Annotated in this window: 8 protein-coding genes; 5 read left to right on the plus strand and 3 right to left on the minus strand. The window is 63.7% G+C overall.

Translation table 11 applies throughout. The annotated features are described in order from the left end of the window. Positions 1–79 precede the first annotated feature (79 nt). Positions 80–7,078, minus strand: coding sequence for an apolipoprotein A-IV repeat region-like domain-containing protein (locus FFM81_RS09610; RefSeq protein ID WP_138384221.1), 6,999 nt, complete (start codon positions 7,076–7,078; stop codon positions 80–82). Between the two features lie 464 nt (positions 7,079–7,542). On the opposite strand from FFM81_RS09610, the gene FFM81_RS09615 reads away from it, so the two are divergent. Together FFM81_RS09615 and FFM81_RS09620 are read left to right on the plus strand one after the other, a co-directional pair. Further along, positions 7,543–7,926 (plus strand): Hpt domain-containing protein, encoded by a 384-nt coding sequence (locus FFM81_RS09615; RefSeq protein WP_003569019.1) that lies wholly within the window; start codon positions 7,543–7,545, stop codon positions 7,924–7,926. Positions 7,927–8,126: 200 nt separating this feature from the next. Continuing rightward, complete coding sequence (locus tag FFM81_RS09620; protein ID WP_003569017.1) at positions 8,127–8,447, plus strand: 2Fe-2S iron-sulfur cluster-binding protein; 321 nt, start codon at positions 8,127–8,129, stop codon at positions 8,445–8,447. Positions 8,448–8,762: 315 nt separating this feature from the next. Here the strand turns inward: FFM81_RS09620 and FFM81_RS09625 are convergent, their stop codons facing one another. Then, positions 8,763–9,389, minus strand: coding sequence for a DUF922 domain-containing Zn-dependent protease (locus FFM81_RS09625; RefSeq protein ID WP_025416295.1), 627 nt, complete (start codon positions 9,387–9,389; stop codon positions 8,763–8,765). 101 nt (positions 9,390–9,490) lie between these two features. Between FFM81_RS09625 and folP the strand changes: the two genes are divergently transcribed. Genes folP through folK form a run of 3 tightly spaced genes read left to right on the plus strand, consistent with a single transcriptional unit; the run spans position 9,491 to position 11,233 of the window. Continuing rightward, the gene (gene folP / locus FFM81_RS09630) at positions 9,491–10,360 is read left to right on the plus strand and encodes a dihydropteroate synthase (RefSeq protein ID WP_138384222.1); all 870 of its coding nucleotides are present in this window, start codon (positions 9,491–9,493) and stop codon (positions 10,358–10,360) included. After that, positions 10,357–10,722, plus strand: coding sequence for a dihydroneopterin aldolase (gene folB, locus FFM81_RS09635; protein WP_003569012.1), 366 nt, complete (start codon positions 10,357–10,359; stop codon positions 10,720–10,722). Before folP ends, folB begins: the two co-directional genes overlap by 4 nt. Further along, the gene (gene folK / locus FFM81_RS09640; RefSeq protein ID WP_172643045.1) at positions 10,715–11,233 is read left to right on the plus strand and encodes a 2-amino-4-hydroxy-6-hydroxymethyldihydropteridine diphosphokinase; all 519 of its coding nucleotides are present in this window, start codon (positions 10,715–10,717) and stop codon (positions 11,231–11,233) included. Before folB ends, folK begins: the two co-directional genes overlap by 8 nt. A gap of 67 nt (positions 11,234–11,300) precedes the next feature. Here folK and FFM81_RS09645 read toward each other — a convergent pair whose 3' ends face one another. After that, a complete protein-coding gene (locus FFM81_RS09645) occupies positions 11,301–11,852 on the minus strand; it encodes a hypothetical protein (RefSeq protein WP_003569009.1) in 552 nt (183 codons plus the stop codon). Positions 11,853–11,959: the final 107 nt, after the last annotated feature.

The raw sequence follows: 11,959 nt of genomic DNA on the forward strand, positions 1-11,959 counted from the left end.
CAAACGAAAGCCGCCCGATATGTGTGGCGGCGGCTTTCTGTCCAATTCGGTCATAAACGATCGATGGTTACAAACAGGCTCAGCTGAGCCTGCCTGCTGCATGGGCGAGCATTGTATAGACCTTGCCCGTATCCGAGGTGAGGTAGGACTGCGAGACGGTCTGGTTCGGATCGGTACGGGCAACGTCGGCGAGCAGCTTCTCGAAATCACCGATATAGCGGTCGACGGCGGTGCGGAACTCCGGTTCTCGGTCGTATTTGCGCTTGATCTCATCGAAGGTCTGCTGGCCCTTCAGCGTATAGAGGCGACGGGTGAAGACGTCGCGCTCGCCGCGCTGATAGCGGCGCCAGAGATCGACCGAGGCGTCGTGATCGATGGCGCGGGCGATATCGACCGAAAGCGAATTCAGCGATTCGACCACGTGGCGCGGATTGCGCAGATCATTGCTGCGCGCAGCCGGTGCTGCCGTTGGCGCCGGGGTGCGGGCAGGCGCCTCTTCGGCGGCCTCCTCACGCGATGCGCCGCGCAGGAGATCGCTGATCCAGCCGCCGCTTTCGGTGCGAGCCGGTTCCTGGCGGCCTGGTTCCTGACGGGCAGGGGCAGGCTGCGGAGCGGCGCGCTGGGCGGCGGCGGCGGATACTGTCGGAGCGATCGTTCCGCGGAGGCCCGTCGCTTCGATCGGCGGGGGCGCTGCCGGCTGCGGCGGCTGAGGTGCCACCGGCTGACTTGCGATCGGCTGACTTGCTATCGGCGGGGCGGCACGCGGGGCCGGCTGCGCCTGAGCGAGCGTGCGGGCGACGGGCTCGGAAATCTCAAGCTGCTGGCTGGAGCGGCCAACGAGCTGGGAGATATCCTGCAGCGCCTTGATCTGCTCGGCGACGGCCCGGCGCATGGCCGAGGCGCTTTCCTTGGCTTCCTCGGGAAGGTCGAAGGCGCCGCGCTTCAACTCGGCGCGGGTGGCGTCGAGCTCGTTGCGGATGTCGACGGCGGAGCGGCGGATATCATCGGTGGCGCCGGAGAAGCGGCCGACGGCATCATCGATCGCCTCGCGCAACGCTTCGCGCATGTGCTGGGCGGCACCGTCGGAGGCGCGGCCGGCCTCGCCGAGCATGCGCTCGACTTCCGACAGCGAAGCCGTCAGGCCACCGCGAATACGATTGGAGAGGTCGCCGGAGCGACGCTCGACGTTGGCGAAGGTGCCGTCGATCGTCGTATTGGCCTCGTCGCCGGCCCGGGTGATCGCCTCGCGCATCGTCTCGGCGGCTTCCTGGGCGCGCTTCTCGGTTTCGGTGAGAATGCGGCCGATATCGGCGAAGGAGGATTGCACGCCCTGGCGCAGATTGCCGGTGACCTGGCTGGAGCGTTGTTCGGCGCGCTCGAACACGGTCTCGATCATGCCGCCGAGGCCGCGCATGGTCTTTTCGATTTCGTCGGAGCGCTGGACCAGGCTGACGGAGAGCGCCTGCAGCGCGCCTTCGCGTTCCTCGAGCGTCGAGGCAAGGTTGGACTGGGCTGCGCCGAGAAGCTGCGAGGCCTGTGTCAGCACCTTGGAGTGCTCGTCGAAACGGCCGATGATGCCGCCGACCTGCGACAGCGTCTGGCCGGAAATGTCGGAGAGGCGGTCGACCTTGCCTTCGAGAAGCCGGGTCGAGGCGTTGACCATCTCGGCAGCCTTGGTGGCGGAGTCGGCAAAGCGCGTGGTGGTGTCGCCGAGACGGCTGTCGACGCTCGTCAGCTGTTCGGCGGCGCGGTTCATCATCATCGCCATCGCCGCACTGCTTTCCGCCATGCGCTCGACAAGGCCGTTGACGTTGCCGACCAGGCTGTTTTCGATGGCGCTAACGGCATTGGCGACATTCTCGGTGCGGGCAGCAACGGCGCTGGCGAGCGCTTCGTTTTCGGCGCGCAGACGGTCGGCGCTGAGGTTGGCCGCGGCGGTGATGCGGGCGGCGGCCTGTTCGCCGGCATCGGTATATCGGTCGATGATCGGACGGGCGGTTTCGTCGAGGATGCGGGTCAATTCGACCGAACGGCCTGCTAGCATCGAATTGAGGTCGCGGGTGCGCTCTTCGAGTGTCGCGCGGATCGAATCGCCGCGTGCTTCGAGCGCCCGGTCGATGTCGGAAAAGGTCGTATCGATCTCGCGGGCGCGCTCTTCGAGATTGGAGCGGATAGCACTGCTGCGGGCTTCGAGCGCCCGATCGACATCCGCCATCGTGGCGGAAATCTCGTTGCCGGCCCCCGACAGCGTCGAGCGGATGGCGTCGCCGCGCGTCTCCAGCGACTGGCCGGCATCCGACAGCGCCTTGGAGATGGCATTGACCTGCTTACCGACAATGGTCTCGGCCTCGGCAACCTTGTTGACGATGGCATTGCCGGCTTCCGAGAAGGTCTGTGCGACGGCTGCGGCCTGGCTTGCCAGCCGGCTCTGAGCCTCCGTGACGCGGGTGACGATCTGCGACGAGCGCTCATCCATGGTGCGGGTGAATTCGTCGCTTTTCGTATTAAGATCTTCGGCGAATTGCTGGCCGGTCTTGCCGAGCAGCTCGGTGGTTCTCGTCGCTTCGCCTTCCATTCCCTGGGCTGCTTCGGCAACGGCGCTGCGCAGCGTCGAGGCGAGGCCGGCGGCCTTGCCCTCGATGGTGCGGTTGACGGCCTCGAGGCCGACTGTCAAGGCACGGTCCATGGTGGAGAGACGTTCCTCGATGCGTTCATTGCCGCGGTCGAGGGTTTCACCGAGGCTCACGGTGCGGCCGTCGATGGCGCCGGTCAGGGTGGTGGTCCGGCTGTCGAGCGTCTCGGCCAGATTGGCAGCGCGGCTGTCGATCGCCTGAGTAAGGTTTGCGGCGCTGCCTTCGAGCGTTGCCGAGATGCGCCGGTTGGCGTCGTCGCCGAGCGCGCCGAGACGGGAGATGCCGTCGGCAAGCACGCTGGAGAGCTGGCCGCTGGCCGCTTCGACCCTTTCGGCAACACCGCCGACGCCGTTGCTGATGCGAGTTTCGATCGCTGCAAGACTGGATTCCACACGCGATCCGGTTTCTTCAAAACGGCCCGTCAGGTTTTCGACCGACTGATCGAGTTGGGCGGAGAAATTCTGCGTGGAACTCGAAATCGCATTTGCCGCCTCCTGGAAGCGGCCGGCGATCTGGCCGGCGCCGGCATGCATGCGGTCTTCCAACGTCTGGGCGCTGGCATCGATGGCCTGGCGGATCGAAGCTTCACGGTCCTCCAGCGACATTTCGAGCATGCTGACGCTCGTCGCCAACGAGGTGCCGATGCTGGTTGCGTGTTCGGTCAGCGTATCGCTGATCAGCGCATGAGCCTGGTTCAGCGACAGGTCGATGGCGTTGGCGCGATCCTCAAGCGTCGTGCGGATGCGCTCGTGGGCGGAGGTGAGCCCGCCTTCGATACGCGCCGCGGTCTCGTCGGCAAGGCCTCCGAGCCGTGCATGGGCATCGCTCAGCCGGCCTTCGATGCGGCCGGTCAGGCCGCCGACGAGATCCTCGAAGCGAGCGCCGCCGGCATCGAGAACGCCCGAAAGGGCGGCACTATGCTCGGAAAGCGCATTTTCGAGCCGCTGCTGATTGTCGGTGTAGGCGGCGCGGATGGCATCGGTCTTGTCGGTGAAGGCGCCGGCAACGCGTGACTCGGCGCCGGAGACGGCCTCCATGATGGCGTTGCTGCGCGCTTCGAGCACACTGTCGAAGCGGCTCTGGTTATCGTCGAGCGAAATGGCGAGCGCCATGGTCTTTTCGTCGAGCGTGTCGGTCAGCCGGTCGTGGGTTGCCGTTACCGCGCCGATGATCGCAGCGGTGCGGTGCACTAAGGCTTCCTCGAGGCGGGCCTGGCCTTCATTCAGAGAGGCGGCAATGGCCGCTGCCTTCCGGTCGAGCACACCGTTCAGGCCGTCATGCGTACCGGAGACCGCTTGGGTGATTGCATCGGCGCCTGATGTCAGGGTCTCTTCGAGACGGCTCTGGCTCTCGTTCAGCGAAATGGCAAGCGCCATCGCCCGGTCGTCGAGCGTTTCGGACAGACGGTCGTGGGTGGCGGAGACCGCATTGAGGAAGGATTCCGAGCGGCTCTCCAGCGTGTCCTGCAGGCGGCTCTGGCCCTCATTCAGCGAGGCGGCGAGAGCTGCCGACTTTTTGTCGAGCGTTTCCGAAAGACGGTCATGCGTTCCGGACACAGCCTTCAGGAAGGCTTCGGAGCGCGCTTCCAGCGTGTCTTCGATCCGCGACTGGCTCTCATTCAAGGAGATGGCGAGTGTCATCGCCTTTTCGTCCAGCGTCTCGGAGAGGCGGTCATGGGTGCCGGAGACGGCATTCAGCAGAGCCGCGGAGCGGCTTTCGAGCGTCTCGTCGATGCGGGCGTGGCCTTCGCTGAGCGAGGTAGCAAAAGCTGCGACCTTGTCTTCCAGCGTTTCGGACAGGCGGTCATGGGTGCCGGAGACAGCGTTCAGCAGAGCCGCCGAGCGGGTCTGGAGCGTCTCTTCGATGCGGGCCTGGCTCTCGTTCAAGGAAATGGCGAAGGCGGCGGCCTTTTCGTCGAGGGTCTCGGCAAGGCGATCACGCGTGCCGGACACGGTGTTCAGCAACGCCTCTGCACGCGTTCCAAGTGCATTGTCGATGCGGGCATGGCGCTCGTCGAGCGAGGTGGTCAGGGCGGCCGCCTTGCTGTCCAGAGTTTCGGAGAGGCGGGCATGGGTGCCGGAGACGGCGTTCAGCAGGGCGGCGGAGCGGGTCTCGAGCGTATCCTCGATGCGGGCCTGGTTTTCGTTGAGCGAAATGGCGAGCGCCATCGCCTTTTCATCGAGCGTCTCGGAGAGGCGGTCATGCGTGCCCGATACCGCGCTCAGCAGCGCTCCGGAGCGGGTCTCGAGCGTATCCTCGATGCGGGCCTGGCTCTCGTTCAGGGAGATGGCGAGCGCCATGGCCTTTTCGTCAAGCGTCTCGGCCAGGCGGTCATGGGTGCCGGAGACGGCATCGATGATGGCGTCGGCGCGGGTCGTCAGCGCTTCTTCGAAGCGGCCGTGATGGGTGGTGAGCGCGTCGACCAGGGCGCCGCCGCGCTCGGCCATGACGCTGTCGATGCGGCCGTGGGCCGTGCCGAGCGCCTCGCTGATTTCTGCCGTACGGGCAGCAAGCACATCGCTCAGCTCCTCGGCGCGACCGCCGAAGGCTGCAGTCACCTGCTCGGTGCCGGCGGCAACGGCGGTGGTCAGATCGGTGGTGGTGGTGCGCAGCGTGTCGCGGAATTCGGCCGAGCGTGCCTGCAGATTGTTCTGCAGCTCGGAGGTGCCGGATGCAAGCGTCAGCGCGATTTCCGAGGTGGCACTCTGCAGCGCCGACGTCAGTTCGCCGGTGCGGCTGGTGAGCGCGGTGGTAATTTCGTCGGCCCGGGTGCCCAGCGTGCTTTCCAGCACGTCATGGCCGGTGGCGAGTGCCGTGGCGAGCGCCAGTTGCTGGTCGGTCATCGAGGTGCCGAGCCGGTCGATTCCGGAACTCAGGATGCCGTCGATCGAATCCGAGCCGCCGGTCAGCGTCTCGTTGATGCGAGCGAGGCTCTCCATCAGCTTGGTGTCGAGCGAGCCGGTGCGTTTGTCGAAGGCGCTGGTGAATTCAGCGACGCGTTCGTCGAAGGCGGTGGATAGCTGGGCAACCGTCGTCTGCAGCCGCTCTTCGAAGAAGCCGGAGCGCACGTCGAGATCCATGACGGCGTCGTCGGCCGTGCTCTGCAGGCTCTGGCGGAAGCTCGCGCCCTTTTCATCAAGGGCGCTATTCAGCTTCGACAGCACGTCGTCGAGCGTACCGCCGATGGTGCGTTCGCCCGATGTCAGGCTCTCATTGATCTCGCGGGTGCGGGCGATCAGGATCTCGCTGAGCTGCTGCGTGCGCTCCTGCAGCGCGGCATTCAGCTTCTCGGTGCTGCTGTCCATGGTCGAGGCGCGCGTCTCGAATTGGCTGAGCAGCTTTTCACCATGGTCATTGAGGTTGACCGAGAGCGCTTCGAGGCGGTTGTCGAATTCGGTGGCGAGCGCGAAGCCCGATGCGTTCAGTGTCTGCAACAGGCTATCGGTCTTGGCGGCAAGCAGGCTGCCGATCGACTGCAGGGCATTGTCGGATTTTTCCAGAATCGTCGCGGCGCGCGTATCGATCAGCGAGGCAAAGGCTTCGCCCGATGTAGAAAGCCGCACCGCGATCTCTTCGGTCGCCAGCGACAGCTCTTCCTTCAACTGGTCGTGGACGCTGCCGATCGAGGTGCGGATGCGGTCGGCATGGTTGACGATCGCCTCGCGCTCGGAGCCGAGCTCGTGGACGAGGCCGCGGACGCGCAGCTCGTTGTCGGCATAGGAACGTTCAAGTGCATTGACTTCGGAATGGACGAGCGTTTCCAGCTCGGAGGCACGCGCGATGGTGCGCTCGATGCCTTCATTCATGGCCGAGACCTCACGGCGCACGGCCTGGCCGACGGTCATGATGCGTTCGGAGGCGATGGTTTCCGGCTCCGCCAGGCGCAATGCCACCTCCGCCATCGACCGGGCGGCGTTGCGCATGTCCTGGGCGCGGGCGATCATGATGGCGAAAGCATAGAACATCATCACGGGGATAATGATGCCGACGAGGCCGGCGATGACGCCGGGCAGGGCGACGAGGTCGGCGAGCGAACGGATCTGCCAGATCTGTGGACCATACAGCAGCGACATGAGGCCGAGTCCGCCCATGACCCAGAGCACGGAGAACAGTGTGGCGGTGCGCACCGCCGAGCGGCTGGAGGCGCCGTCGAAAGATTTCAGGATCGAGGCGGGCGTGTTGCGGCTGGCATCGTTGGCGGGCGTGAAAGCCGGCCCCCTGGAAGCCGGCTCGCCGGCGCCACCGCGGCGGTTGCGGCGCTGCGCTTCTTCCTGGGCCTGCTGGTTACGCGCATTTACTGGATCAGACACATTAGCCTCCGGGGCCTCAGGCGCGTCGCCGCGGCGAGACGGCACGTTATCTTTGCCGAAGTCGATCTGGAGGGCCTCGTCCAATGCCTTGAACGCCTTGTCCTCGATCGACTCGTTATATCTATTGTTCGCCATTGGTTATGCCTCGTTACTGTCGGCCGATCCGGCAGCGCAATTCCGGGCTTCCGCCTCACCCGGAGAACAACTTTGCCGTTCCAGCCTTCCATCCCAACGACGGACGGATAAGCATGTCATTTCAGAGTAGATAGCCGCTTTTTCAAACGGAAGGTATCAAAACACTACCATTATCCACTCGCTCGGCAAAGGCGCGTACCATAAACCCGCTCTACCAGTATCGTAGTGACACATCTGGGCTCTTCACACAATTAATGAAGGCTTGAGATTTGCGGCTCGTTAACCCGTTGTTAACATCTTTGAATCCGTGACACCGCTTAAAAAGCAATAATTTAGGGATATTTAACGGACGTTAACCATGTGGCGAGATTTCCAGCCCGCATGTGCCGGAATTTAACGTGATGGCCACCCTCCTGTCGCAGAACGGTAGCAACTGCGCACGACACGAGGCGGGAGAATTGGCAATGGCAGCTCAGATGGCAGCATTGAACATCGTATTCGAGGCGCCGGACAATGCAAAGGGACCCTGTCCCTCGAAGGTCCGGCCGATCGATCTCGTCCATCTCGCCAAGCAGACGATGGGCGACAAGTCGCTGGAAATCGAAGTCCTTCAGATGTTTGCGCGCCAGGCTCGCGCATGTCTGCAGGATATAGCCAGCGGCGAAACCATCCGCGTCGGCGCGGCCGCGCACCGCCTGAAGGGCGCGGCAAGCTCGGTAGGTGCGTTCCGCGTGTCGCAGACGGCCGAAGCCGTCGAGGAGACCGGCGGTGACGCCGGGGCGACGGCAGCGCTCGGCGCCGCCGTCATCGACGCTGAGAATTTCATCCTGAAGCTCTGCCGCGGCTGATCGCTGTTTGAGATGTCGTTTGAAAGACCCGTTGTTCCATTGCGGAACCTCGGGTCTTTTTGCGACGTCTTCCATGACGCTTTGAAGACGGCGGCCGAAGGCTCGATCTGCGAGGTTATGGCGACTTTCCCAATGTTGACTGAAGCGTCGAATTGTCGGAAGAAAATCCGCCCATCATTTGAAGACCGGAAATAGTCCTAATGCCCAAACTTACCATCGTCGCCTTCGACGGCACGCGCTTCGACCTCGACGTCGACCAAGGCTCCACCGTCATGGAGAATGCCGTGCGCAATTCGGTGCCCGGTATCGAGGCTGAGTGCGGCGGCGCCTGCGCCTGCGCGACCTGTCATGTCTATGTCGACGAGGCATGGACCGAGCAGGTCGGCCAGCCGGAAGCGATGGAAGAGGATATGCTCGACTTCGCCTTCGATGTACGCCCGACCTCGCGGCTGTCCTGTCAGATCCGCATGAAGGCTGTCTATGACGGGCTCGTGGTGCACGTGCCGGAACGCCAGGCTTAAGCGCGCCCGCGCTTCAAACTTCGCCGGAATAAGATCCACAAAAAAGACGCCTCGCGCGCTGGTGCGAGCGAGGCGAGGCGGGCGCATTACCTACGGATGAGGGAGGAACATCCGCGGCTTCGGAACGCGCCAGGAGAACCCAGCGATGAAAGGGTAGATGCCGTAGCTGCACTTTCGAATGTGTTCATATTAACGCGTTCCGGTTGAGTCTGCCAGGATGAAAAATGACCATTCAATCACTGGGGAGGGGGCAAGTTTCGCACAAGTTTCGTTGTGCAGCTAAGGTTTTCCGCTCGCAACCAGAGCGAAAAAGCCCTATTTTTCGCCGGCTCGGCCGTTGATTCGATTGTTCAGCAATCTCAGCATGCGCTTCTGGAAGTTGACCGCCTCGACCCGGTCGAATCGCGCCTGCTGTCGATCGTGCTCGTCTATACCGCGAGCTGATTCGCCGGAGACGAGTTCCTGCATGGCCTCGCAGCTGCGCTGCTGCGGCAGCGCGCGGATGGCGCGTTCCATGGCGCGGGCCTGATCGCGGGCGATTTCGGCATGGCGCTCCTCGTGGCGCTTGATATCGCTCGACAGGGCGTCCCAGATCATCGACAGCTCCTTGCTGGCGCCCTTACGGTTGCTCCAGCGCGGCAGGATGATCTGGGTGTGGACCGTAACCTTGACGTTACCGACGCGGCAGCGTCCGTTATCCTGGATATAGGTGGCTTCACCGCCAAAGCGGATCTTCGTGGCACCCGGATGGCGCGCCGAAGAGCCGCTCGAGGTTGGGCCGCGCCGGCTGAGTTCGCGGTCGAGCTCATCCGCGGTTTTGCCGCGGATGCTGAAATAGGAATAGCTTTTCGATGCGATCACTTCTGCTGCCACCGGGCTGCAGACGGAAAGACCAATGGAAAAGGCAATAGGAAGGACCATATAACGCACTGCAAGCGGCATTCTGAACGCAACCCGTGTTGAAATCGACAGGAGCTTGGGGCATAGCCACCGCAAGCGCAATATCGGATGGCGCTTTTTTCATGATCGATGGGATAAGTCTGGTGAGAGGGCTCGAAGGCAGTTTATGGTGTGTCGGCCATGGCCGGCAGATCGAACTCGGCCGTCGTTCGGTGATCATGGCGATCATCAACGTGACGCCGGACTCCTTTTCCGACGGCGGGCGGTTTGAAACCGTCGATGCGGCGGTCGAACAGGCGCTGCGGGCGGTGAGCGAGGGTGCCGGGATTATCGATATCGGCGGCGAATCGACCCGGCCGAACGCCGCAGCCGTCAGCCCATCCGAGGAGCAGGCCCGCGTGCTACCCGTCATCGAGGCGCTGCGCGGGCGCACCCAGGCGCTGATCTCGATCGACACCTATCGCGCCGAGACGGCGCGGCTAGCCGTCGGCGCCGGCGCCCATATAGTCAACGACGTGTTCGGGCTGCAGAAGGAGCCCGATATCGCCGACATCGCCGCGGCGACCGGGGCCGGGCTCTGTATCATGCATACCGGCCGCGACCGGGCGAAGCTTCCCGACGTCATCGCCGACCAGGTGCATTTTCTCAAACGGTCGCTTGCGATCGCGGCGGCAGCCGGCGTCAACAGCGACCGCATCGTGCTCGATCCGGGCTTCGGCTTCGCCAAGGAGACGGCGGAGGAGAATCTGGAACTGATGGCGCGGTTTTCCGAACTTTCCCGCTTCGGCCTGCCGCTGCTCGCCGGGACGTCGCGCAAGCGCTTCCTCGGCGCGGTGACGGGGCGTGAGGCGGCAGACAGGGATTCTGCGACCGCTGTTACCAGCGCCCTGCTCAGACTTCAGGGGGCTGCGGTTTTCCGGGTGCACAATGTCGCAATCAACAGGGATGCGCTCGACATCGCCGATGCTATGCTGAATGCGCGCAAGGAATTCGAGAGGAAGCGGCCGACATGACCACCTACACGATCACGCTGCAGAACTGCGCTTTCTTTGCGCGCCACGGCGTGCATGACGAGGAGGAATTCCTCGGTCAGCGCTTCTTCGTCGATGCCGAGCTCGACGTCGTTGCCGGCGAGGCGCTGGAAAGCGATTCGATCGACGATACCGTCAATTACGGCATCGCCTTCACCGTGATCGAGCAAATCGTCACGGGCAAGCGGCGCTACCTGATCGAGGCGCTGGCGCTCGATATCGCCAAGGGACTCTGTCAGACATTCCCGCAGGTCCGGCGGGCGAAGATCACGGTGCGCAAGCCGAACGCGCCGGTGCCGGGCGTGCTCGATTTCGTGCAGGTGAGCGTTGAGCACTTTGCCTGAGGCTGCACTGCAATCCGCCACACTCGGGCTCGGCGGCAATATCGGCGATCCCGTCAAGGCGATGGCCGCCGCACTGCAGCGGCTGGATGGACGAGGTGACTGCCGGGTTACGGCGGTCTCGCGGCTCTATCGCACGCCGCCCTGGGGCAAGACGGATCAATCCTTCTTCTTCAATGCCTGCGCCGCCGTCGAAACCCGGCTGGCGCCCGAGGCTTTGCTCGATGTCTGCCTGTCGATCGAGCGGGAAATGAAACGCGAGCGCATCGAGCGCTGGGGGCCGCGCACACTCGATATCGACGTGCTCACCTATGGCGACGTCATCCAGGAGGCGCCGCGGCTGGAACTGCCGCATCCACGCATGACCGATCGCGGTTTCGTGCTGATGCCGCTTGCCGATATCGCGCCGGGCCTGCTCGTCAAGGGCAGGGCGGTCAGCGACTGGCTGTCGGGTGCGGACGTGGCGGGTATAGAGATTGCCGACAACAGCCGCGACTGGTGGCTCCAAAACTGAGGCGGAGATCCTGAAACGGAAAACGGCGGGAAACCCGCCGCTTCAGGAAAATCCGCTCTGCGATGGTCTACTGGATCGAACCGACGGCCATCTCGTCGACCTGGCGGGTCAGCGTCAGGCCGATGACCGGGACCATCTGGCTTTCGACCTTGACCGAAACGGTGACGTTCATCGTCTTGTCATCACGCACGCGGGCGATCATCGCGCCGTTCAGCTTGGCGCGGTTGATGCCGACGACGACGGTATCCTCGCTGACGGCGCCGGAGACGACGTCGAGACCCTTGCCGGCGGCGCCGTCGAGGAACTTGCCCTTGTAGGTCGAGCCCGACTGCGAAATGACGGCGGTCATCGGCTGCTTGAAGACGCCGACGCGGCACGTGCCGTCGAGCTTGATGCCGGCACCGCTGTCACCTGTCGGCTCGCCGATCAGATTACAGGTGAATTTCGTGCCCTTATATTTGCCGGCGACGATTTCGCCCGGGCCCTTCCAGGAGCCGGCGACGGAATCGAAGAAGGCCTTGTCACGGGTGGCAGCGGTGGCTGCCGGAGCGACATCTGCGACGGGAGACAATGCCGCGGCGGCTAGGCCGCATATGATAAGAAACTTGCGCGAATACATGGATTTTCCTTGGCAAGCGCCACTCAAGAACTGGCAGCAAGTTTTGCCGAATAATGGTTAATCCTTCCTTTCGATTGTGCCGAAATGCGCGGAGATACAGGGTTTTC

The sequence above is a fragment of the Rhizobium hidalgonense genome, from assembly GCF_005862185.2.
Classification (GTDB): Bacteria; Pseudomonadota; Alphaproteobacteria; order Rhizobiales; family Rhizobiaceae; genus Rhizobium; species Rhizobium hidalgonense.

Bases quoted from the DNA above. Each gene is read 5' to 3' on its own strand.
- folB (WP_003569012.1), top strand. From the start codon at position 10,357: ATGACCACCTACACGATCACGCTGCAGAACTGCGCTTTCTTTGCGCGC.
- FFM81_RS09610 (WP_138384221.1), bottom strand. From the start codon at position 7,078: ATGGCGAACAATAGATATAACGAGTCGATCGAGGACAAGGCGTTCAAG.
- FFM81_RS09615 (WP_003569019.1), top strand. From the start codon at position 7,543: ATGGCAGCTCAGATGGCAGCATTGAACATCGTATTCGAGGCGCCGGAC.
- FFM81_RS09645 (WP_003569009.1), bottom strand. From the start codon at position 11,852: ATGTATTCGCGCAAGTTTCTTATCATATGCGGCCTAGCCGCCGCGGCA.
- FFM81_RS09625 (WP_025416295.1), bottom strand. From the start codon at position 9,389: ATGCCGCTTGCAGTGCGTTATATGGTCCTTCCTATTGCCTTTTCCATT.
- FFM81_RS09620 (WP_003569017.1), top strand. From the start codon at position 8,127: ATGCCCAAACTTACCATCGTCGCCTTCGACGGCACGCGCTTCGACCTC.